A 23,167-nucleotide genomic window follows, 5' to 3' on the forward strand; every position below is an offset into this window, starting at 1 on the left:
CGTTCGCGTCCTCTGCTAGTCTCCGGTTGAACTGATCGTATCGTTCGGAATTCGACCTGGAGTGCATGATGTCCAAAACCATTGCGATCCTCGCGCCCGGTGCCATGGGCAGCGCCGTGGCTCGCCGCCTCAGCGAGAATGGCGCACGGGTGCTGACGTCACTGAAGGGGCGGAGCGAGGCGACGCTGAAACGGGCGGCGGACGCCGGCATGATCGGCGCCGAGGACGACGCGCTCGCCGAAGCCGACATCATCCTCTCGATCGTGCCGCCGGGCGAAGCCGTGGCGCTGGCTGAACGGCTGGCCGCGCTGATCGTCCGGCGCGAGAAGAAGCCGGTCGTGGTCGACTGCAACGCCGTCAATGTCGACACCGTGCAAAGGATCGAGGAGATCATCGGCTCGGCGCAGGCGCCGTTCGTCGATGCCGGCATCATCGGCTTTCCGCCGCAGCGTGGTGGCAAGAGCCCGGCCTTCTACATGTCCGGCGAGCACGCCAAGGATGTCGCCGTGCTAAAGGACCTCGGCCTCGACGTGCGGATCGTCGAAGGCCCGGTCGGCGCAGCCTCTGCGCTCAAGATGTCCTACGCCGGCATCGTCAAGGGCCTCGCCGGCATCGGCTCGGCCATGGTCATCGCCGCAACGAAAGCGGGCGCGGCCGACGCGCTGCGCGACGAGCTCGCGCTCAGCCAGCCTGCAATTCTGGCGCGCCTCGAAGTGGCGCTGCCGGACATGGTCCCGAAGGCGTATCGCTGGGTCGCCGAGATGCGGGAGATTTCGGGATTCTTGGGTCCGGATCATCCAGCCAGCCAGATCTATGAAGGCTTTGCGAAGTGGTTCGAGCATCTCGCCGAGGATGCCAAGGGGAAGGCGATGGATGCCGCGCTGATGAAGGCGTTCGCGGCGAAGGTCCCGAAGAAGGACTAGAATCTACCTGCATGCCCGATCTGTCGAATGTCTTGCGCCAAGACCTTGGGCTAAGACAGTGGTTGCGTCTCCGAGAACATATCGACAATCTTGTTGGTCATGCCGTCCACGATCAGCACCTGATCCTTCATCTTGAAGTACATATAATCGCGCAGCTCTGGCAATTGCGCGAGCACCTGCGTTGGCAGTCCTTGAGCCTTTACGCCTTTTGGAAGTGTTGCGCCAACGGCAGGGGTAAAGTCCTTGGCTGGCTGGGTGGTCTTCAGCCGGAATTGGATCTCGTTATGCTCGGTCAGCACGGTCTTGCGGATCTGCTCGCGCTGCGCGTTGGTGAGGCTGAGTTTCGGCAGGGATGGATGTTGCGATATCGTTGTGCCGTCGCTCAATTCAACCGCACCTTGCCCACCCGCGAGCGATACTGCGGGCGCGCCGAGTAAGATCGCGAGCGCGGCGATGGTGGTGGGAGCCCTCATGGTCTGCTCCTTCCTGTCTGCGCCGCCCTTGAGCAATTAACGGGCCGATCGTGCGTTCCGTTCCGCGGCGGGGCCCGACAAGCGCGCCTTTGCCTGTCCTACGGGAAATCATGCCCCGGGATCAGGCTACGGCAAGAGTTCCGTGCGTGCGCTCAAGGCAGGCAATGACGGGAATGTACCGTCTTGCCCGAGCATCGCTTTCCCGGAGGCATTGCGCCGGCGACGGATCAGCGTGGATGACCCCATATGCGCCAATGGGTAGGCTGAATATCGGCGTGCGTTTTGCCCGATCGATCGACCCAATTGGATCCATCCTTGTGACAGGGAAAGGGAAGCGAGTGGACGATACCATCAAAGTCCAGCGCGCAGATTTCGAGATCCCCGTCTAAGGGAGCCGTCGAAGTGGACTGCCATTCGGTCGAGATGAACTGCATGATCTACCTCCAGCAGGGATGTGGGGACAGTTCCAATATACCTTTAGCACGAGTGATCCGTCCCTGAATGTGAGCAAGTTCGCAATGAAACAAGGAAAACCTTACCCTTCATTGGGGCAATTGCATTGTCCTTGCCTCGGGCGCACGAGAACGCATCAGCCCGCACCGATCAACGGGATCGCCTCGTCCCGCTCGTAGAGATACAAGAGGCACCGCAGCGCTTCGCCGCGCTCGCCCTTCAGCTTCGGATCGTCCTTCAGGATGCGCAGCGCCTCGTCGCGGGCCTGGGCGATGAGCTGGCTGTGCACCTCCGGGCGCGCGATGCGGTAGCCGGGCAGGCCGCTCTGGCGCACACCGAGCACGTCGCCTTCGCCGCGCAGCTTCAGGTCTTCCTCGGCGATACGAAAACCGTCAGTGGTTTCGCGGATCACCTTCAGCCGCGCCTTCGACATCTCGCCGAGCGGTTCCGAATACAGCAGCAGGCAGGTCGAGGCTTCCGAGCCACGTCCGATGCGGCCGCGCAGCTGGTGCAGCTGGGCAAGACCAAAACGCTCGGCATTCTCGATCACCATGATGGTTGCGGCGGGCACGTCGACGCCGACCTCGACCACGGTGGTTGCGACCAGAAGCCCGATCTCGTGGGCGGCGAACTGGCCCATCACATGGTCTTTCTCGGCGCCTTTCATCTGGCCGTGGACGAGGCCGACGCGCTCGCCGAAGCGCTTTTGCAGGCTCTCGAAACGTTTGGTCGCATTGGTCAGATGCTCGGTGCCTTCGGCCTCGGATTCCTCGACCAGCGGGCAGATCCAGTACACCAGCTTACCCGATTGCAGCGCGCGGCCGACGCCCTCTATGACCTCGCTGATGCGGCTCATCGGCACCGCGCGGGTGTCGATCGGCTGGCGGCCGGCGGGCTTTTCGCGCAGCTCGGAGATGTCCATGTCGCCGAAATAGGTCAGCACCAGCGTGCGCGGGATCGGGGTCGCGCTCAGCACCAGCACGTCGACAGCCTCGCCCTTGGACGTCAGTGCCAGGCGCTCGCGCACGCCAAAACGGTGCTGCTCGTCGACGATGGCAAGCGCGAGATCATGGAAGATCACGTCATCCTGGATCAGCGCATGGGTGCCGACGAGCAGGTCGATCTCGCCGGCTTCAAGCTGCGCCAACAGCTCGCGCCGCTCTTTGCCCTTTTCGCGGCCGGTGAGGATCGCGACGCGCATGCCAGCGCGCTCGGCGAGTGGGGCGATGGTCTTGATGTGCTGGCGCGCCAGGATTTCGGTCGGCGCCATCAGCGCGGCCTGCTTGCCGACCTCGGCAACCGCCGCGGCCGCGAGCAGCGCCACCACGGTCTTGCCGGAGCCGACGTCGCCCTGGAGCAGGCGCAGCATGCGCACGGGCTGTTTCAGGTCCTCGGCGATGGCCGAGGCAGCGCTGCGTTGCGAGGGCGTGAGCGCGTAGGGCAGGGCATCGATGATCTTGTTGCGCAGGTGTCCGTCGCCGGCGTTGCGCACGCCGGCGGGGCGGCGCAATTGCGCACGGATCAGGGCGAGCGCGAGCTGGCCGGCCAAGAGTTCATCGAAAGCGAGGCGCGACCAGAACGGTTGGTCCGGCAGAATGTCCGTGAGCTCGACCGGCTGGTGCACGCGATTGAGCGCTTCGGCAATTGGCGGGAAGTGGCAGCGGCGCATCACCTCCGGGCTGATCCATTCCGGCAGGGCTGGCAGCTTCTGAAGTGCCTGCGCGATCGCGCGGCGAAGTGAGCCGAGCGCGAGGCCCTCGGTCAAGGGATAGACCGGATCGATGCCGGAGAGCTTTGCAATCGTCTCCTCGTCGAGCACGCGATCGGGATGCACGATCTGCGGGATGCCGTCATACATCTGCAGCGTGCCGGAGACGTAACGCTTCGCGCCCATCGGCAGCAGCTTCTCGACATAGCCGGGCTTGGCGCGGAAGAACGTCAGCACGACGTCCCCGGTGTCGTCGCTGGCGTAGACGAGGTATGGCGCGCGCGCGTTGCGCGGCGGGGGCGGACGGTGGCGATCGACGGTGACCTCCAGTGTCACCATGGTTCCCTGGACGGCGTCGCGGATTTTTGGCCGGGCCCGGCGGTCGATGACCTGACTCGGCAGATGCAGCAGCAGATCGACCAGCCGCGGCGTCTCGCTGCGGCTGAGCAGGTATTGCAACAGCTTGTCCTGCTTCGGACCGACGCCGGACAGGCTGGTCACGGGAGCAAACAGCGGGTTGAGCAGGCTGGGGCGCATTCGTGGAATCTAAGATCGTTCCTCGCCGTCATGCCCGGCTTTATACCGGGCATCCACGTCTTTTTTTCGAAGCCCGGCTGACCATGACGCACCGGATGGGCGAACTGTCACAACAAAGGGCTGACACGGCCGGTCCGAGTGGCTATATCCACCCCGCCCGGCACGTCCGGGCTTTCTGCGTTTGACTGGATTTGAGACATGACGGGAACGACACGATCGAGCAGCGGGCTGGACGACCGCCGCAAGCGGCTTCTGTTCCGCTGCTGGCACCGCGGCACGCGCGAGATGGACCTGATCCTCGGCCGCTTTGCGGATGCCGAGATCGGCAATTTGTCCGAGCCTGAATTGATCGAGCTCGAGCGCCTGCTCGAGGTCAACGATCCCGATCTCTATGCCGCCATCACCGGCGACAAGGTGCTTCCGGCCGACGTCACCGGCGCGCTGTTAGCCCGCATCAAGGCGTATCCCATCGCGGACCGCGACGCATGAAGCAGGGTATGAAATCACCGGCCGAGCTGCTGACGCCCGGCCGCGCCTTGACGCTCGCCAATGTCGCCGAGGGCGCCGAAGGCCTCGTCGTCTCCGATCTCGCCCGGGCCATCGCGGCGCGGCCGAAGAAGCCGGCGGTCAGTCTTGCGGTGGTCTGCCGCGACGGTCCGCGGATGCAGCAGCTCGAACGGGCGCTGCAATTCTTCGCGCCCGATCTGCCGGTGTTGATCTTCCCGGCCTGGGACTGCCAGCCCTATGACCGCGTCTCGCCGCATGGCGGCATTTTGGCGCAACGCCTGACGACGTTGGCGCGGCTTGCGTCCCTGACTGGCAGCGACAAGCCGCTGATCGTGCTGACCACGGTGAATGCCGTGGTTCAGCGCGTGCCTGCGCGCGAGCTCGTCGCGGCGCAGGCGCTGTCGGTTGCACCGGGCAACGTGGTGCCGATGGACACCATCGTCGCCTGGCTGGAGCATAACGGCTACAACCGCTCCTCGACTGTGCGCGAGCCCGGCGAATACGCCGTGCGCGGCGGCATCCTGGACCTGTTTCCGGCCGGTCTCGACCAGCCCGTGCGCTTCGACTTCTTCGGCGACAGCCTGGAGTCGATCCGCTCCTTCGACGCCGAGACCCAGCGCACGCTGCTCGACATGCGTGCGCTCGACCTCGTTCCGATCTCGGAATTTCAGCTCGTCACCGACACCATCCGCCGTTTCCGCATGGGCTATGTCGCCGAATTCGGCGCGCCCGAGCGCGACGATGCGCTGTACGAGGTCGTCAGCGAAGGGCGCCGCCATCCCGGCATGGAGCACTGGCTGCCGCTGTTCCAGGACCGGATGGACACGCTGTTCGACTATCTGCAAGGGGCAGCAGTCGCGATCGAGCCGCAGGCCGAGGACGCCGTGCGCGAGCGCTTCAAGCAGATCCTCGACTATTACGAGGCCCGGCGCGAGGCGATGGAGCATCCCGGCGGCGGTGCCATCTACAAGCCGTTGCCGCCTGACAGGCTTTATTTGACCGAGGAGGAGTGGGGCAGGCGCCTCGGTGATATCCCGCTGGCGCGGTTGACGCAGTTCTCGGTGCCGGCCGATGGCACGAGTGTCATCGATGCCGGTGCGCGCAAGGGCCGCGACTTCGCGCCGGAGCGCAACGACACCACCGTCAACGTGTTCGAATCCGTCGTCGCGCATGTGATGGCCTTGCAGGCGCAGCGCAAGAAGGTCGTGATCGCGCTCTGGACCGAAGGCTCGCGCGACCGCATGACTTCGATGCTGCGCGACCACAAGCTGGCCCACACCACCAGCGTCAACAGCTGGCGGACGGTGCAGGCGACCCCGCGCAACGAGACCATGCTCGCCGTGCTCGGCCTCGAAAGCGGCTTCGAGACCGACGAGATCGCACTGATCAGCGAGCAGGACATCCTCGGCGACCGCCTGGTGCGGCCGCGCAAGGCGAGCCGCAAGCTCGACAATTTCATCTCGGAGGTGACGAGCCTCACTGCCGGCGACATCGTTGTTCACGTCGACCACGGCATCGGCCGCTTCATCGGCCTGCAGACCCTCGATGTCGCCGGCGCGCCGCACGACTGCCTCGAACTGCATTATGCCGCCGAAACCAAGCTGTTCCTTCCCGTCGAAAACATCGAGCTGTTATCCCGCTACGGCTCCGACCAGACCACGGTCGAACTCGACCGCCTCGGTGGAGGCGGCTGGCAGACCCGGAAGGCAAAACTCAAGAACCGCATTCGCGAGATCGCGGGCGAATTGATCAAGATCGCCGCCGCGCGCCATCTGCACGAGGCGCCCAAGCTGCCGGTGCAACCGGGCCTCTACGACGAGTTCTGTGCGCGTTTCCCCTATGACGAGACGGAGGACCAGCTGGGCGCGATCGAGTCCACCCTGAAGGACCTCGAACTCGGCCGTCCGATGGACCGGTTGATCTGCGGCGACGTCGGCTTCGGCAAGACCGAGGTGGCGTTGCGCGCGGCCTTTGCCGTTGCGCTCGAAGGCAAGCAGGTCGCTGTCGTGGTGCCGACCACGCTGCTCGCGCGCCAGCACGCAAGGACCTTCACCGAGCGTTTCAAGGGCTTTCCGGTCAACGTGGCGCAGGCCTCGCGCCTGGTCGCGACCAAGGAGCTCAACCTGGTCAAGAAGGGCATCGCCGACGGTTCGGTCGACATCGTCGTCGGCACCCACGCGCTGCTCGGCAAGGCGATCAAGTTCCGCGAGCTCGGCCTCGTCATCGTCGATGAGGAGCAACATTTTGGTGTCACGCACAAGGAGCGGCTGAAGGCGTTGCGCTCCGAGGTGCACGTGCTGACGCTATCGGCAACCCCGATCCCGCGCACGCTCCAGCTTGCGCTCACCGGCGTGCGCGAACTCTCGATCATTGCCTCGCCCCCGGTCGACCGCCTCGCGGTTCGCACCTTCGTTGCCCCGCACGATCCGCTGATGATCCGCGAGGCGCTGTTGCGCGAGCGCTATCGCGGTGGCCAGGCATTCTACGTGGTGCCGCGCATCGACGACCTCGCCGAGGTCAAGGATTTCCTCGACAAGAACGTGCCGGAGATGAAGGTCGCGGTTGCGCACGGTCAGATGCCGCCCGCCGTGATCGAGGACATCATGACGGCCTTCTACGACGGCAAGTTCGACATCCTGCTGTCGACCACGATCGTGGAATCCGGCCTCGACATCCCCAACGCCAACACCCTGATCGTGCACCGCGCCGACATGTTCGGCCTCGCCCAGCTCTATCAGCTCCGCGGCCGCGTCGGCCGCTCCAAGCTGCGGGCGTACGCGCTGTTCACGCTGCCGGCGCAGCAGAAGATCACCGCGCAGGCCGAGCGCCGGCTCACCGTGCTGCAATCGCTGGAGACGCTCGGCGCGGGCTTCCAGCTCGCCTCGCACGACCTCGACATCCGCGGCGCCGGCAATCTGCTCGGCGAGGAGCAGTCCGGTCACATCAAGGAGGTCGGCTTCGAGCTTTATCAATCGATGCTGGAGGAGGCGATCGTCAATCTCAAGGCCGGCGTCTCCGAGCCTGCCGCCGACCGCTGGTCGCCGTCGATCACGATCGGCATGCCCGTGCTCATTCCCGAGGACTATGTCGGCGATCTCTCGGTGCGGCTGTCGCTGTACCGGCGTCTCGCCGATCTCGACACCGAGGAGGAGATCGAGAACTTTGGCGCCGAGATGCGCGACCGCTTCGGCGTGCTGCCGGACGAGGTCCGCTATTTGTTCAAGGTCGCCGCGATCAAGGCGTTCTGTCGCAGGGCCAATGTCGAGAAGATCGACGCGGGCCCGAAGGGCGCCGTCATCGTCTTCCGCGACAATTCCTTCGCTTATCCCGAGCGCCTGGTGACCTTCATCCGCAGCCACGGCCAGGCCGCCAAGGTGCGCCCCGACATGAAGGTGGTGTTCCTGCAGGACTGGGAGACCCCGGAAGAGCGTCTCGCCGGCACCACGGAGATCATGCGGCAACTGGCGCATCTCGCCGAGAGCAAGAAGGCGGCGTAGCGAGGTGCCGTAGGGTGGGCAAAGCGAAGCGTGCCCACCAATTGTCAACGTCACGGAAAGATGGTGGGCACGGCGCTTTGCGCCTTTGCCCACCCTACGGCATTGAGGTTGTAACTACGACGCCGCGCGCGACGCATCGGCCGACAGCCGCGCCAGCAGCGATCGTGCCGTATCCGACGGCGACAGCGAGTCCACGCTGACCACGGGATCGCTGCGCATCTCGTGCTTGCCGTTGGAGGTGTGCCGCATCACCGCGGACAGCCGGCGGGCGATCATGTGGGCGGTGCGGAAGTCGGTCTCCGCGAACATCACGATCACCGAGCCGTCCTTTTGCGCCACGCCAAAATCCATCTGCCGCATCAGGCGGCTCAGGATGCGCGCGGCATCTAACTGGGCGCGGGGATTATTGGGATCGAAGGCGAAGCGGGCGACTGAGAGGCCGCCGCCGCGGGCCAGCGTCTGCTCGACCGCCTTGGCGAAATCGCGGGCGAAGGCTTCCACCGTGAGCAGGCCGCTGCGCGGATCGAGCCAACCGCCGGCGTCGATCGAGCGCAGCGTGCGGCTCAGCTGCGCTTCCATCGCATGCTGGCGGATCAGCGGCAGTGCATTGGCGGCGACCTTCACCGGCTCGCCGGAGATCAGCTCGAGATTGGGCAGATCGTAGCTCTGCGCGAGCTGGTGTGCGGTGACGACGACGGGCAGGTTGCGGAAGCGGGTGTCCTCGGCGAGCACCGTCAGGAAGGCATCGGCGACGCGCGCCGTAAAGCCTTCGGCGAGCACGACGCCGTCGAGGTCCCGGGTGTTGAGATGCTTGGCAGCGGCTTCGATCGAGAGCGCGCCGATGACGCCGACGCGTTCGCCGAGCGCGACCGAGAGCGCAGGATAGGCCGCGCCACGGCCGATCAGGAGCACGGTGGCATCGCGTGCGGGATCGGCCTCAGGTAGCGAGACCGTCGCCTCCGGCAGCCGGCGCAGCACGGTGGCATGAAGGGTGCGCACTCGCAGCGCGGCGCGGAGCCGCGCGATCAGGCGGTCGGGATTGCCGCTGCGTGAGGCGAAGGGCAGGGCGTTGGGAGGCAGCGTGCCCGCGGCGTCCATGGCCACGAAGGGAAGGTAGGGCGATTGGCTGGCGATCTTCTTCGCGAGCGGACCGATGTGCGGCTCGTGTCCGGCATGCATCGCCGCGAGAACCGCGGCCGGCTGCACCTGCTCGACCGCGCGTGCGGCGCTGGCCCAGTCGGTGTCGACCACGGGAAAGAGCCTGGCCTCGTCCAGCGCCGCAATGAAGGGCGGCCGTTCGACATTCGACACAAACAGGATCGGGCCCGCCTGGGACATTGCAAACTCTGATCACGCAACAGGTGCCGCGCAATCTAGATTGACCGCCTTAATGCAGCGTCAACGCAACGGGTGAAACTGGGCCTAGACCGGCCCCGAGCGGTCGCGAAAGGCCTCGACCATCAGGGGGTTAAGCCCGAGCTCGCTGAGCGCCTCGCGGGCGCGGGCATTGTCCTGGGCCCGGCCGGCCAGCCGGTGGCCGGAGAGGCGGTCGGGCAGCGCGGTGAGCAGGGCACCCTGGCCGAGCCGGCGGGCCCATTCCTGGAGGTCGTTGGAGAGGAACCGGTAGCCGCCGACGGCCATGATGCCGGAGGGCGGCGCGGTGATGCAGATCGCGCCGCTCGGACGGTCGAGCCGGGCGGCATAGCCGGTATCGACATAGTCGCGCGGCGGCTGCGCGATCAACGTCTCGCCGACCGGCTGCGGCGGCGCGTAGGCCGCGATCGGCACCATCGGCCCGCGCAGGCCGAGCGTCCCTTTCGGGGTCAGCAGGATCTCGCCGGCGATGGAGGAGCCGGACTGCTCGCGCGGGGCGCCATGCGGCCCCGGCATCACCGCGACAGGCATGCCGTCCTCGCCGCGGCGGGCGCCGAACAGGCCGGCCTCGCCGAACAGATAGACATCCGTGAGCGGGGCATGCGGCGCGATCCAGGCATCGCTTGCGGCGACCTGCTCGGGCGCGCGCCAGAGGCCGATGACGTTGCGTAAGGTGGGCATCCGCGCCGCGAGATCGGAATCGCCGAGGCGCAGCGCGAGCTGGGCAGGCGCGATCAGCACCTCGCATTCGTGCTGGTTGATCTGCTGCTCCAGCACTTCGCTCTCGAAGGGATGATGCAGCGCCAGCGTGCCGCCCGAGAGCAGCCACACTGCGAGCGAAGAGGCCAGCCCCGCGAACGACATCGGCGCGAACGCCGCCATCACGGTCGCGCCCTGCTTGACGTCGGCTTCGAGCGACATCGCGAGACCACCGGCGATCAGGCTGAAATGCGGCCGCGGCACCGGGCGAAAACCTTCCGCGGTGACGTCGAAAGAGATCATCGCCGCCTTGCGGCCGTCCTGGATCACGGTGCGCGTGGTGCCGGGCGGGCGAGCCAGCACGTCGTCGAGCGAAGCCATGCCCTCGGGCAGATCGGTGCCGAAGCCGCAGACGTGACGGATCGAGAAGGCTTCGGCCGCCGCATGCATCGCCAGGTCAGCATAGCTGACGCCGTCGACCGTGCTCATGGTGACGATGGCGCGCGCGGCGGTGCGGTTGAGCGCGGCGGTCAGCTCCGCATGCCGCCACAGCAGCGGTAGCACGGCGACGACGAGGCCGGCGCGATGGGCGGCGAGCACCGTCAGCACGAACTCGACCGTGTTGGGCAGCTGGATCGCGATGACGGAATTGGCCGGCAGGCCGGATTCGACGAAATACGCCGACAGCGCCTCGATCGCCGTATCGGCCTCGGCGTAGGTCATCCGCCGCGGCTGGTGCCCGGTCACCCGCGCCTTGTTGAGGGGATCGAGCAAAGCGGGCGCGTGCGGCTGCCGGGTCAGCGTGCGCTGAAACAGCGTGTCGAGCGTCGGCGATGTTGTTGGCTGGTTCACGGCGTCACTTTGCTTGATGAGCTTGCGGCTGCCCCTTCGACCACCAGGTCTCCGGCAAATAGCCGGACAGCGAAGTGGCCTTGGGCCGTTCTATCCGATTCCAGCGGGCGATCCATTGCTCGGATACGTTAAACAGGGGGATTGTGTAGAAGCCCGCGATCAAAGCGCGGTCGAGCGCGCGCACCGCCGAGACGAAATCCGTATGTTCACGGGCCTCCAGCAGGGCGGCGATCATGGCATCGACGGCGGGATCCCTGGCGCCCATGTAGTTGCGGGTCCCCGGATTGTCGGCGGCTGCGCTGCCCCAATAGAAATACTGTTCATTGCCGGGCGACAGCGACTGGTCCCAGCGGTTCTGGATCATGTCGAACTCGTAAGCGAGCCGGCGCTGATCGAACTGTACGGGATCGACCGAGCGTACGGTCGTCTCGATGCCGGCGCGCTTGAGGTCGCGCTGGAAGGCGAGCGCGACGCGCTCCTGGTCGCGGGTCGTGACCATGATCTCGAAGGTGAAGGGCGCCTTGGTCGCGCGGTTGCGCATCACGCCGCCGTCGAGATCGTAGCCGGCCTCTGACAATAGTTTCAGCGCGGCGCGGAGCGTCGTGCGGTCGCGACCCGAGCCGTCGGTGACCGGCAAGCGGTAGCTGCCGTCCATGATGTCGGGCGGGATCTGCGCGGCGAAGGGTTGCAGCAGCTCACGCTCGCGCGCATTCGCAGGGCGGCCGTAGGCCGATAGTTCCGAGCCGGCGAAATAGCCGGCGACGCGCGAATAGAGCCCGAAGAAATAGTTGCGGTTGACCAGCTCGAAATCGAACAGCAGCGTCAGCGCCTTGCGCACGCGGATGTCGGCGAAGATCGGTCGGCGGGTGTTGAACACCAGGAATTCGGAAGGCTGCGGCACCCCCGGCTTGATGGTGTCGCGGATCACTTCGCCGCTTCTGGCGGCCGGAAAGTCATAGCCGTCGTGCCAGCGCAGGGGCTCGTGCTCGACACGAAAATCATAGAGGCCGCGCTTGAAGGCTTCGAACTGGCCGTTGGCCTCGCGAAAATAGTCGAGCCTGATCTCGTCGAAATTGTAGAGCCCGCGATTGATCGGCAAATCACGGCCCCAATAGTCGGGATTGCGGGTCAGCGTCACGCTGGCGCCGGGCTTCACCGCCGTGACACGATAGGGGCCGGAGCCGACCGGGCCCGTCAGTGTCGTCTCCTCGAAACTGGCGACGTCCACTGCATGCTTCGGCAGGATCGGCATCAGGCCGAGGATCAGCGGCAGCTCGCGGTCATTGGCGTCGGTGAGGTCGAAGCGGACGGTGAGGGGATCGGGCGCCTCGGCCTTCGTGACCTTGGCGTAATACTGGCGGTGATTGGGGCGGCCGTGGTCGCGCAAGAGCTGCCAGGAGAACAGCACGTCTTCGGCGAGCACGGGTTTGCCGTCGGAGAAGCGGGCGCGCGGATCGAGGTGGAACGTGACAAAGGTCCGGTCGTCGTTGGTTTCGACGGTCCTGGCGAGCAGACCATAAAGTGTGAACGCCTCGTCCTGGCCGCGCGCGAGCAGGCTCTCGACCACATAGCTCCGCACCTGCTGCACGGCCAACCCTCTCACGATGAAGGGATTGAGGCTGTCGAAGGTGCCGAGAACGCCCCACGTCATGCGTCCGCCTTTCGGGGCGTCCGGATTGGCGTAGGGCATGTGAGTGAAATCGGCAGGCATCGCCGGCTTGCCGTGCATGGCGATGGCATGGGCTTCCTCGGCACGCGCGCCGCCCGCCGACAGCCCGACGGAGAGAGCCAAAACGAGGGCCGGGGCGAGACGGCAAAGGCGGCGTCCGGGGCCCTCGAAGAGGCGCTGGAACATGAACATCGGCACACGTTGATTCGAGGACCGGCGGGCCTGAATCCTATCACAGGGAATTTCACTGGGCGCGGCTGTGGATGTGGCCAAAGACGCTTGTCGGCATTGATCTTTTCGTCGGCCACGTTAAGAAGGCGGTCAATCGCGCAAGAGCGCCGAGCCCGTCACTTATCCGCCTCAATTGACGGGGAGAGAGCCGCGCCCAAGGCGGCCAGGTTCGGCGCTTCGGAGCGGTTCGGGCACTTCCCGTTCAGAAAGGGTTTTCCGCAATGAATTTTCGTTACTTGGCCGCGTCCGTCCGGCCGCGCGGGCGACTTCTCGCCTTGTTGACGGCGACGGCGTTGGCCGTTCCGGTTGCCGCCGAGGCCCAGACCCCGGCGCCGGCCCCAGGTGCTCCCAAGGCGGCTCCGGCCCCAAAAGCCGCTCCGAAGGCTGCCCCCAAGGCTCCGGCGCCCGCAGCGTCTCCGCAGGCCCAGCAGCCTCCCGCTCAGGGTGCTCCGGCGCAGCAGGGCGCAGCCCAGCCGGCTGATCAGCAGATCCAGCTGATCTATGCCCCCTGGACCAAGTTCTGCCTGAAGGGCCAGGACGCCAATGCCAAGCAGGTCTGCTTCACCGGCAAGGACGGTCGCATCGAGTCGGGTCAGCCGGTCATCGCCGCCGTGATCATCGAGCCGGAAGGCGAGCCCAAGAAGATCCTGCGCGTGACGCTGCCGCTCGGCATGCAACTCGTGCACGGCACCCGCATCATCGTCGACAGCAACGCGCCGCTGCAGCAACCGTATGTGATCTGCTTCCAGAACGGCTGCATGTCGGACTACGAGGCCACGCCCGAGCTCATCAACAGCATGAAGAAGGGCCAGAATCTCGTTGTCCAGGCGATCAACGCCAACGGTGCGCCGCTGACGCTGCCGCTGCCGCTCGCCGGCGAATTCCAGAAGGCCTATGACGGTCCGCCGACCGATCCGAAGGTGTTCGAGGAAACCCAGAAGAAGCTCCAGGAAGAGCTTCAGAAGAAGGCCGAGGAGCAGCGCAAGAAGCTCGAGCAGCAGGGCACGCCTCCCGGCACAGCTGCGGCCGGTCAGAAGTAATCGGGACCACATCCCAAACATGAAAAAGGCGCTCGGTTCGAGCGCCTTTTTTACTGGCCGCTTGCTGACGGCGAATTTCAGTTCAGCGACGGATTGCGCGGGCGATAGCCGCCGGCCTTGTCCTTGATGAAGATCTCGGCGACCTGTGAATGCCGGACCGGCTCGCCGGAATCGTCGGGCAACAGATTCTGCTCCGAGACATAGGCGACGTATTCCGACTCCGCGTTCTCCGCGAGCAGATGGTAGAACGGCTGGTCCTTGTGGGGCCGCGCCTCCTCGGGAATCGACAGCCACCACTCCTCGGTGTTGTTGAATTCCGGATCGATGTCGAAGATCACGCCCCGGAACGAGAAGATCCGGTGGCGCACGACCTGTCCGATCTGGAATTTGGCTGTCCGCGCTTTAATCATCCCCCGTCGATAGACCAGGATTGTGGCCGATGCTAGTGGCCTTATCCGGAATTAACCTTCGCGTCAGGGGCGCATAGCCCCCAAGTCTTCAGAAAACACTTCAATAATGGTCGATATCCTCAATCTGGCTCTACCCTATTTCGGCTTGATCTTCGTCGGATTCGCCTGCGGAAAGACCAAATCCCTGCCGGAATCGGGCCTCGCCTGGATGAACTTCTTCCTGCTCTACGTCTCGCTCCCGGCGCTGTTGTTCGCGATCATGTCGAAGACGCCGTTTGCGGAATTGAACAATCCTCCGTTCCTGGTCGCGACCACGCTGTCGACGGTTGCGGCGTTCACGCTGGCGCTGGTGGTCGGCAAGATGCTCGGCCGGCTGTCGCTGCGCGAGGCGACGCTCGCGGGCCTCTCCGGCGGCTACGGCAATATCGGCTATATGGGGCCGGGCCTGGCGCTCGCGGTGCTCGGGCCGAAGGCGTCGGCGCCGACCGCGCTGATCTTCTGCTGCGACAGCATCTTCCTGTTCACGATCGTGCCGCTGCTGATCGAGCTGTCCGATCGCGACCATCCCTCGCTCGTGCACGCCTTCGGCGTGGTGCTGAAGCAGATCGTGCTCAACCCGCTGATCATGTCGGCCTGTTTTGGGGCGGCGGTGGCGGCACTGCATATCGAGCTGCCGGTCGCGCTCGACCGCACCATCACCTTCCTCCAGAACGCTGCTGCTCCGACTGCGCTGTTCGTGCTCGGCGTGACCGTGGCGCTGCGCCCGTTCGACCGGGTGCCGTGGGAGGTGCCGGGCGTGATCGCGGTCAAGCTGCTGATCCATCCGCTCACGGCGTTCGGCCTGATGCTGGCGTTCGGCCCGTTCGCGCAGCCTTGGGCCGCGACTGCGATGCTGATGGCCTCATTGCCGCCAGCGCTGAATGTGTTCGTGATCGCCCGCCAGAACGATGCCTGGATCGAATCCGCCTCCGTCGCGGTGCTGCTCGGCACCTTCGCATCCGTGATCACGCTGACCAGCGTGATGTGGGCGATCCAGAGCGGGCGGCTGACGTTTCCATGAGCGGGTTTGGAGCGCAATAGAATAGAGCTTCGCCGCCTGCCGCAAGGTAGGTGCGCTCCCTCTCCCGCTTGCGGGGGGAGGTTGGGGAGGGGGTGTCTCCGCGTTGGGATTGTCTAGATAGTGCAGAGAAAATCCCGACGCGGAGAAAGCCCTCACCCGGCGCTACGCGCCGACCTCTCCCGCAAGCGGGAGAGGTGCACCGAGCCCGCCGCGAATCCATCCTCACGCCATTCAGGCTTGGTAGACTCCCTATCGCCGCCACGTCGGCGTCAGGCCCTCGCGCATCGCAAAGCGCCGGAGCGGGCCGATGGCGCCGAGCAGGTGCATGCCGACGGCGCGGACCGGCTGGAGCGGCAGGAAATCGTTGAGCAGCGAGCGATTGGCGATGTCGATCGCAAAGGTGCGGCTCAAAATGTCCGGACGCCGCGCCCGGTCGTAGCGCTTCAGCACCTCGTCCATGCCGGGATCCTGGCCCGCTGCGACGGCTTCGCCCGCGAGCCGGGCGATGTCGGCGGCATCGCGCAGGCCGAGATTGAGGCCCTGGGCGCCGATCGGGGGAACCACATGTGCCGCCTCGCCGACCAGCGCGATACGGTCGCGGCCGAAGGATTTTGGCCGTTCGATCGCCAGCGGGAACAGGTTGCGCCCGGGCTCGACCGTCATGCGTCCCAGAATCGAATGCGACTGCTTCTCGATCGCGGCGGACAGCTCCTCGTCGCTCAGGCCGCGCAGCCGTTCGGCCTCCGCGGGCGCGGCGACCCAGACGATGCTGGAGCGGTCGCCGGGCAGGGGGACGAACACGCAGGGACCATGCGGCGTGTGGAACTCGGTCGAGACATTGCGGTGCGGCCGCGCATGGGCGACGTTGAAGGTCAGCGCCGTCTGCGTCAGCTCGCGCCGCGTTACCGCGATGCCGGCAGCCTCGCGGCACAGCGAGTGCCGGCCGTCGGCGCCGACCACGAGCCGCGCCGAGAGGAATTGTGCCGAGGCTGTGCGGATGGCGACGTCGTCGGCTTCGATCAAGATGCTTTCCGCCTCGTCGTCGAAACGGACGAGCTGGGGGAGTTCGGCCGCGCGTTCTTCGAGCGCCAGCATCAGCGAACGGTTGTCGATGTTGTAGCCGAACGTGTCGAGACCGATTTCGTGACAGGAGAACCGGACCTCCGGGGCACGGAACAGCCGGCCGGTGTCATCGACGAGCCGCATGACCTCGAGCGCGGCCGCCTTGTCCTTGCAGCGCGACCAGACGTCGAGGCGCTCCAGGAGATCGACGGAGGCACCGAGCAGCGCGGTGGTGCGGTTGTCGGCATAGGGCACGCGCCGCGCCACCAGCGCGGTCCGCGCACCCGCCTGCGCCAATGCGATCGCTGCTGCAAGTCCCGCCGGTCCGCCGCCGATCACGGCGGTGTCATGGAGTGTCGATGCGTCTGTCATGGAACGACATTTGACATGGCCCGCGGCAAATTCAAGCCCGCTGATTTTGCTTGATTTTATGACGAATTGCGCGGCCGCGCGTCGCAATGGCGGATGTGCAAATCGGTCTCGTTCTGGTAGCAGAAGCCATGGACAGCCAAGAGGATTCCCTGAAGCCCACCCCCGCGATCCGCGCTGCGGCGTTCTCGGTGCACATCTTCACCGCGTTCGGTGCGGCGGTCGCGTTGCTGGCGATGCTGGAGGCCGTGCGCGAGCACTGGGCGGCGATGTTTCAGTGGCTGGGCATCGCTCTGATCATCGACGCGATCGATGGTCCGATCGCGCGTCGGCTCGACGTCAAGAACGTGCAGCCGAACTGGTCGGGTGACGTGCTCGATCTCGTGGTCGACTTCGTCACCTACGTTTTCGTGCCAGCCTATGCGATCGTGGCCAGCGGGCTGTTGCTGCCGGTCGCCGCGCCCTTGCTTGGCGTCGCCATCATCGTCACAAGCGCATTATATTTCGCCGATCTGCGCATGAAGGCGGACGACAATCATTTCCGGGGCTTCCCGGCGCTGTGGAATGCGGCAGCGTTCTATTTGTTCCTGCTGCACTGGCCGCCGCTCTGGTCGACGCTGCTGGTCGCCGCGCTCGTCGTGCTGACCTTCGTGCCGTTCCACGTGCTGCATCCGGTCCGCGTCGTGCGGCTGCGCTGGCTGACGATGTCGCTGATCGCGATCTGGGCGCTGCTCGGCCTCTACGTGCTGCAGATGGATTTCCGCGTCGGCACCGGCGTGACCGTGGTGCTCTGCGCCATCGCGCTCTGGATCACCTTCAGCGATGCCCTGATACGACTGGTAAAATCCTTCGCATGATGCATCTCCTCACCAGCCCCGAAGCCTGGGCCGCGCTGCTGACGTTGACGTCGCTCGAGATCGTGCTCGGCATCGACAACGTCATCTTCCTGTCGGTGATCGTCTCTCGCATTCCGGAGAAGCAGGCGCACCGTGCCCGCCAGATCGGGCTCGCGCTGGCGCTGGTGTTCCGCATCATCCTGCTCAGCCTCCTGGTCTGGCTGATCGGCCTGACCGCGCCGGTGTTCTCGTTCGCCGGCTACGACTTCTCCTGGCGCGACCTCATCCTGATCGGCGGTGGCCTGTTCCTGATCGCCAAGGCAACGCACGAGATCCACGGCGAGGTCGAAGCCGATGACGGCGAGGGCGACGAGAAGTCCGCCGGCAACGCCTTCTTCTGGGTGATCGTCCAGATCGTGATCATCGACATCGTGTTCTCGCTTGACTCGATCATCACCGCGATCGGCATGGCGCAGGACATCGAGATCATGATCGCGGCCGTCGTGATCGCCTGCCTGATCATGTACATTTCGTCGGGCCCGGTGTCGCGATTCGTCGCGGAGCATCCGACCACCAAGATGCTGGCGCTGGCGTTCCTGGTGCTGATCGGCGTCGCGCTGGTCGCGGACGGATTCCAATTCCACATTCCGCGCGGCTATATCTATTTCGCGATTGCGTTCTCGGCGGCAGTCGAATTCTTCAACGTGCTGGCCAAGCGCAACCGCAGGAAAGCCGGCGCGCCGTCGGTCTAGCCGTTCCAATTGCGTCGAGTTGACAAGGCGGGCGCGATGTCTTTCGCTTGTTCGCGAGAAGGCCGAGAGCAAGACAACGAGGAGGTCAGGTGATGACCAAAGCCGTCCGTGTGCACCAGGTCGGAGGCCCTGAAGCCCTGGTCTATGAGAGCGTCGACGTGCCGGCGCCGGGCCCGGGCGAAGTGCGCATCCGCCAGCACGCGGTCGGTCTGAACTTCATCGACGTCTACTACCGCACCGGCCTCTACAAGGCGCCGGGACTGCCCTTCATCGCCGGCAATGAGGCCTCGGGCGAGGTCACAGCTGTCGGGCCCGGCGTGACGCATTTCCATCCCGGCGACCGCGTCGCCTACTACCACAATCTCGGTGCCTATACCGGCGAGCGCAACATTCCCTGGGAGAAGCTGGTCAAGCTCCCCGACCACATCACCCACGAGCAGGGCGCCGTGCTGATGCTGAAGGGGCTCACGGTCTGGTATCTCCTGCACAAGACCTTCAAGGTCGAGCCGCATCATCGCGTGCTGATCCACGCCGCTGCCGGCGGCATCGGCCTCTTGGCCTGCCAATGGGCGAGCGCGCTCGGGGCCCACGTCATCGGCACCGTCGGCTCGCGCGAGAAGGCCGAGCTTGCGGAGGCCAATGGCTGCGACCACGTCATCCTCTACAACGAGGAAGACTTCGTCGCGCGCGTCAAGCAGATCAGCCGCAACGAGGGTTGCGACGTCGTCTATGATGGCGTCGGCAAGGCGACCTTCCCGGGCTCGCTGTCCTGCCTGAAGCCGCGCGGCATGTTTGTTTCTTTTGGCAATGCCTCCGGTCCCGTGCCGCCGTTCTCGATCGCCGAGCTCAACAATCACGGCTCGTTGTTTGCGACGCGGCCGAAGCTCAACGACTATGTCGGCAAGCGCTCCGAATTGCTGGAAGGCGCCGACACGCTGTTCGCCGCCGTCATCAACGGCAAGCTGCACGTGCCGATCAACCACGCCTACGCGCTGAAGGACGCCGCGAAGGCGCATATCGATCTGGAAAGCCGCAAGACGACGGGCGCGTCGATCTTGAAGCCGTAGTTCTTCCGTCATTGCGAGCGAAGCGAAGCAATCCAGAATCTTTCCACGGAGGCAGACCGGATTGCTTCGCAATTTTGTCGCGAGCTCCTCGCAATGACGAACCTCACGCCACCCGCCGTGCCGCGCCGGCCTTGGTCAAAATCCCGTCGAGACAATCGATCATCTCGGCGATCTCTCCCTTCGTGACGTTCAGCGACGGCATGAACCGCAGCGTGTCGACCTGTGGCGCGTTGAGGAGCACGCCGGCTTCGAACGCTTGCGCGACGATGCCGGGCGCGATCGGCAGCTTGAGGTCGAGCGCGAGCAAGAGCCCGCGTCCCCGCACGCCGCCGAGACCATGCCGGGCCGAGACCTTTTGCAACTCGCTTTCGAGCAGGAGGCCGGTCTCGGTGACCCTCTTCAGAAAGTCGGGCTTGCTGACCTCCTGAAGCACCGCAAGCCCCGCCGCGCACATGATCGGGTTGCCGTTGAACGTGCCGCCCTGATCGCCGTGCGCGAAGCAGGAGGCGCGTTCGGTCGCAAGCAGAGCAGCGAGCGGCACGCCGCCGCCGATGCCCTTGCCGAGCGTCATGATGTCGGGCGAAATCCCCGTGTGCTCGCAGTGAAAGAGCTTTCCGGTCCGGCCCATGCCGGTCTGAATCTCGTCGAAGATCAAGAGCAGACCGTGCGCCTCGGTGAGCGCGCGCAGCTCTTGCAGGAACTGATCGCTCGCCGGCCACACGCCTGATTCACCCTGGATCGGCTCGAGCATCACAGCGACGGTGTTGTCGTTGATCAGCTTCTCCACCGAGGCGATGTCGTTGAGCTTGGCCTTCTTGAAGCCGGCGACCTTGGGCTCGAACAGCGGTTCGAACGCCTTCTTGCCAGACGCCGACATCGTCGCAAGCGTCCTTCCGTGGAAGCCGCCTTCGAAGCTTATGATCTCGAACGCGCCGTTCCTGTGTAGGCTGCCGTATTTGCGCGCCAGCTTGATCGCGCCCTCATTGGCTTCCGCGCCCGAGTTGGCAAAGAACACCTGATCGAACGCGCTGCCATCGACCAGCGCCTCGGCAAGCTTCAGGCTCGGCTCGTTGTAGAACGCAGGGCTCGGCGTCAGCAGCCGCTTGGCCTGCGCGGCCAGCGCATCGGCGATCGCAGGTGGCGAATGGCCAAGGCAGTTCACGGCCCAGCCCTGCACGAAATCGAGATAGCGCTTGCGGCTGTCGTCCCAGAGGTAGGAGCCGGCGCCGCGGACGAACACGGCCTTGGGCCGTGCAGTGATGTCCATCAGCGCATCATACGGATGGGTGGCGGTGATCATGTCGAACTCCTCTGGAGGCGGGTGGAAAAGACGCGCGAAAAGCAAGAAGGCCGCACTTTGCGGGTGCGGCCTTCTCGAAAACTCTGCTGAACTCAGGCGATCAGCGGCGTCGTCGGACATGGCGCAACCCATCATCGTCGCGGGTGCGACGACGGAAAGCTGCGCGGCGGTGGGTCCGAGAGTTGATCATGGGGCGCGTCCCTACAGCCGAACGGCATGGCTTGTCAAGCGGAGGTTTTGAAAAACACTCGCCCGGCGTGCATCGGTCAGGTCGGATGCGCAGCCTTTTCGGCGCCGTCGTCACCCCAATCCGCGTCCGCAATCGCAGGGTCGATGAGCTCGCCGCGCATCAGCTTGAGCGGCGATGACCAGTACAGCGCGATGTTGTGGAAGGGATCGGTCAGCACCTTGAACACCCACACCAGTCCGGTCGTGACGTCGCGCCTTGCGAAGAGCTGGATCATGCGGGCAAGCCCTCCACCGATGCCGATGGCGAGCCAGAGCGCACCGACGTGGCGGATGAAGTCCAACCGATCGGCCGGCGGAACGAACAGACCGAACAGCGTCGGATAGACGTACAGCGCGATCGGCGCGCTGCCCCAGACCAAGAGCAGGATGATCTTGCGGGTCTGGTTGTATCCGACCTTGACCGCTTCCTTGTATTCGTTGCTGACGTCGTTGACGGCGTCATAGCCGTTCGGCTCGAAGAAGAAGTGCCCGGTTTGCCGTGTTAGCATCGCGAGCCAACCGATCAGGCCCGCGAGCGCCGGATCCTTAAAAAGGAGCGCGTAGCAGCCGAGGAAAATCACGGCGCTAATCAGGTGCAGCGTCTGGTTGACGGTGCTCTGGTGGTAGAAGCGATAATCGTCGAAGCGCTGCGTGCGCAGCATGTCCGAGAGACGGCTCATCCTCATTCCTCGCTCGCGTTGAAAGCGCGGGCAGAGTTAGGCCGAGTCCGTGACCCCTGCGTGAATGCACTATAGTGTCACATTGCTCGCGCGTGCCGTCGCGCGCTTTGCATCGCGGCAGCGGAAACCACGAAGATGCGGATGGGATCAGAGCGCCGGCACATGCAGTCCGCTCCCAATACCGGCCGTTTTATCCCATTTCATCGCTCGACCTGCAGAAACCATCGCGCCGCTGGCGCGTTTGTGATCGAGGCACGCGAATTGGTTCGAACCGGACGCATGGCGGCTCAGACCAAGAGGGGCGGGACCAACCAGACAGTTTCAGCCTTGTCCGACACGCCTTATCCAATCGACCTCGACAGCATTCGCGGCGCATTTCCGCCGGGCATCGAGGCGCCATCCCTGCTGCTCGACTTCGCCGGATGGCTGAAGGGGCGGCCCTGGGGCAGCGTCGGCTGCTTCTCGCTGCAGGGCCAATTCTCCGATCATGCGCCGATCGTCGACGGCAGTCCCTTGCGCGACAGGTTCTCGCTGTTCATGCGGTTGCCGGATGGCTCGGCAGTCGGCGGCTGGTATGGCGCCGGTCTCGACCGCGACAATCCGCCGATCGTGGGGCTGGGGTCGGAGGGCGACTACGAGCTGCTCGCGCCGAGCCTCGACGGGCTGCTCGCAAAACTGACGTCGCAGCAATTCGACAACGCCTGGAGCGATCTGAAGCCGAATGACGAAGTCGAGTGCCAGACGGCCGAACTCGCGCAGTGGCTCGCTGGCCGGCCGACAAGCGAAATAGCGGCGCCCGAGGATACATCGTCGGAGCTGCCCGACTTTCGCGGCTTCGTGGAGAAGTGGAGCCGCGATCGCGAGGATTATTGGGCCAATCACCGCCTGATGGTCGAGCTCGGCTGGCGGCTGGCGGCGCATCTTCCGAAGGGCAAAAAGCCCTGGGACCAGACGCGCTTCGAGATCGCAATCGTCGGCAAGCAGTACGAGGCGCGCGTCCTTTCGCGCGGGCCGCAGCCGTTCGAGGAAGCGGCCTCAATCGAATCCCTGCTGCGCGATTTGCGCGAGCAGATGCGCCGTGCCCAGCCCGAGCTCGGACTATGGTACGCGATGCATTTCGGGCTCTATGCCGATGGCCGGATCATGCCGAATTTCGAATACGATGTGCGCCCGACGATCGAGGGCGAGCCGGCAAAATTATCCGAGGCACAGGCTGATCTTGCGCGGGCACCGCGTCCGGAGCGCTGGGTGCCGAAATGGCTCGTTTGATGGGGCTGCAGCCCCGGCGACGGTCCGCTCCCTCTCCCGCTTGCGGGAGAGGGCTGGGGAGAGGGTGCATCTGCAGAGGGACTCCCAACGAGGAGAAAGCCCTCACCCGGCGCTTCGCGCCGACCTCTCCCGCAAGCGGGAGAGGTTGCAGCGAGCCCGCGGCTAGACCGA

The 23,167-nt window shown here is 65.3% G+C and carries 18 protein-coding genes; 9 read left to right on the forward strand and 9 right to left on the reverse strand.

Annotation, left to right across the window (positions count from 1 at the left end):
- Window positions 1–68 precede the first annotated feature (68 nt).
- The gene (locus AAE027_RS05870) at window positions 69–923 is read left to right on the forward strand and encodes an NAD(P)-dependent oxidoreductase (protein ID WP_370987472.1); all 855 of its coding nucleotides are present in this window, start codon (window positions 69–71) and stop codon (window positions 921–923) included.
- Between the two features lie 50 nt (window positions 924–973).
- Here the strand turns inward: AAE027_RS05870 and AAE027_RS05875 are convergent, their stop codons facing one another.
- Together AAE027_RS05875 and recG are read right to left on the reverse strand one after the other, a co-directional pair.
- Window positions 974–1,396, reverse strand: a complete 423-nt coding sequence (locus AAE027_RS05875; RefSeq protein WP_370987266.1) for a hypothetical protein — start codon at window positions 1,394–1,396, stop codon at window positions 974–976.
- Between the two features lie 589 nt (window positions 1,397–1,985).
- Window positions 1,986–4,094: an ATP-dependent DNA helicase RecG gene (recG, locus tag AAE027_RS05880; protein ID WP_370987267.1), complete on the reverse strand. Its 2,109-nt coding sequence runs from the start codon at window positions 4,092–4,094 to the stop codon at window positions 1,986–1,988.
- 198 nt (window positions 4,095–4,292) lie between these two features.
- Between recG and AAE027_RS05885 the strand changes: the two genes are divergently transcribed.
- The gene (locus AAE027_RS05885; protein WP_091894462.1) at window positions 4,293–4,583 is read left to right on the forward strand and encodes an FAD assembly factor SdhE; all 291 of its coding nucleotides are present in this window, start codon (window positions 4,293–4,295) and stop codon (window positions 4,581–4,583) included.
- A complete protein-coding gene (mfd, locus tag AAE027_RS05890; protein WP_370987268.1) occupies window positions 4,580–8,098 on the forward strand; it encodes a transcription-repair coupling factor in 3,519 nt (1,172 codons plus the stop codon). Before AAE027_RS05885 ends, mfd begins: the two co-directional genes overlap by 4 nt.
- 114 nt (window positions 8,099–8,212) lie before the next feature.
- Here the strand turns inward: mfd and AAE027_RS05895 are convergent, their stop codons facing one another.
- The 3 genes from AAE027_RS05895 to AAE027_RS05905 form a co-directional block, all read right to left on the reverse strand.
- Window positions 8,213–9,436: a GGDEF domain-containing protein gene (locus tag AAE027_RS05895; protein WP_370987269.1), complete on the reverse strand. Its 1,224-nt coding sequence runs from the start codon at window positions 9,434–9,436 to the stop codon at window positions 8,213–8,215.
- A gap of 84 nt (window positions 9,437–9,520) precedes the next feature.
- On the reverse strand, window positions 9,521–11,023 hold the full coding sequence (locus AAE027_RS05900; RefSeq protein ID WP_370987270.1) for an AMP-binding protein: 1,503 nt from the start codon (window positions 11,021–11,023) through the stop codon (window positions 9,521–9,523).
- A gap of 4 nt (window positions 11,024–11,027) precedes the next feature.
- Entirely contained in the window at window positions 11,028–12,884 is a 1,857-nt protein-coding gene (locus tag AAE027_RS05905) for an extracellular solute-binding protein (RefSeq protein WP_370987474.1), read from the reverse strand.
- A 260-nt stretch (window positions 12,885–13,144) separates the two neighbouring features.
- Here AAE027_RS05905 and AAE027_RS05910 point away from each other — a divergent pair, with 260 nt between their 5' ends.
- Window positions 13,145–13,963 carry an invasion associated locus B family protein gene (locus tag AAE027_RS05910; protein WP_370987271.1) on the forward strand — a complete coding sequence of 273 codons (819 nt, stop codon included), beginning with the start codon at window positions 13,145–13,147 and terminating at the stop codon, window positions 13,961–13,963.
- 77 nt (window positions 13,964–14,040) lie between these two features.
- On the opposite strand, the gene hspQ is transcribed toward AAE027_RS05910, so the two are convergent.
- Complete coding sequence (hspQ, locus tag AAE027_RS05915; RefSeq protein WP_091894475.1) at window positions 14,041–14,373, reverse strand: heat shock protein HspQ; 333 nt, start codon at window positions 14,371–14,373, stop codon at window positions 14,041–14,043.
- Between the two features lie 106 nt (window positions 14,374–14,479).
- Here hspQ and AAE027_RS05920 point away from each other — a divergent pair, with 106 nt between their 5' ends.
- Window positions 14,480–15,433, forward strand: a complete 954-nt coding sequence (locus AAE027_RS05920) for an AEC family transporter (protein WP_370987272.1) — start codon at window positions 14,480–14,482, stop codon at window positions 15,431–15,433.
- Window positions 15,434–15,682: 249 nt separating this feature from the next.
- Here AAE027_RS05920 and AAE027_RS05925 read toward each other — a convergent pair whose 3' ends face one another.
- A complete protein-coding gene (locus AAE027_RS05925; protein WP_370987273.1) occupies window positions 15,683–16,867 on the reverse strand; it encodes a UbiH/UbiF family hydroxylase in 1,185 nt (394 codons plus the stop codon).
- A gap of 86 nt (window positions 16,868–16,953) precedes the next feature.
- On the opposite strand from AAE027_RS05925, the gene pcsA reads away from it, so the two are divergent.
- The 3 genes from pcsA (at window position 16,954) to AAE027_RS05940 (ending at window position 19,519) form a co-directional block, all read left to right on the forward strand.
- Window positions 16,954–17,721 carry a phosphatidylcholine synthase gene (gene pcsA, locus AAE027_RS05930; protein ID WP_370987274.1) on the forward strand — a complete coding sequence of 256 codons (768 nt, stop codon included), beginning with the start codon at window positions 16,954–16,956 and terminating at the stop codon, window positions 17,719–17,721.
- A complete protein-coding gene (locus AAE027_RS05935) occupies window positions 17,718–18,452 on the forward strand; it encodes a TerC family protein (protein ID WP_091894481.1) in 735 nt (244 codons plus the stop codon). The genes pcsA and AAE027_RS05935 overlap by 4 nt, the downstream gene beginning before the upstream one ends.
- Before the next feature lie 92 nt (window positions 18,453–18,544).
- Entirely contained in the window at window positions 18,545–19,519 is a 975-nt protein-coding gene (locus tag AAE027_RS05940) for a quinone oxidoreductase family protein (protein WP_130219964.1), read from the forward strand.
- Window positions 19,520–19,622: 103 nt separating this feature from the next.
- Here the strand turns inward: AAE027_RS05940 and AAE027_RS05945 are convergent, their stop codons facing one another.
- Window positions 19,623–20,819 (reverse strand): acetylornithine transaminase, encoded by a 1,197-nt coding sequence (locus AAE027_RS05945; RefSeq protein ID WP_370987275.1) that lies wholly within the window; start codon window positions 20,817–20,819, stop codon window positions 19,623–19,625.
- Window positions 20,820–21,085: 266 nt separating this feature from the next.
- The gene (locus AAE027_RS05950) at window positions 21,086–21,727 is read right to left on the reverse strand and encodes a hypothetical protein (RefSeq protein ID WP_370987276.1); all 642 of its coding nucleotides are present in this window, start codon (window positions 21,725–21,727) and stop codon (window positions 21,086–21,088) included.
- A gap of 327 nt (window positions 21,728–22,054) precedes the next feature.
- Here AAE027_RS05950 and AAE027_RS05955 point away from each other — a divergent pair, with 327 nt between their 5' ends.
- A complete protein-coding gene (locus tag AAE027_RS05955) occupies window positions 22,055–22,996 on the forward strand; it encodes a hypothetical protein (RefSeq protein ID WP_370987476.1) in 942 nt (313 codons plus the stop codon).
- Window positions 22,997–23,167: the final 171 nt, after the last annotated feature.

This window comes from Bradyrhizobium sp. DN3 (assembly GCF_041357655.1).
Taxonomy (GTDB): domain Bacteria; phylum Pseudomonadota; class Alphaproteobacteria; order Rhizobiales; family Xanthobacteraceae; genus Bradyrhizobium.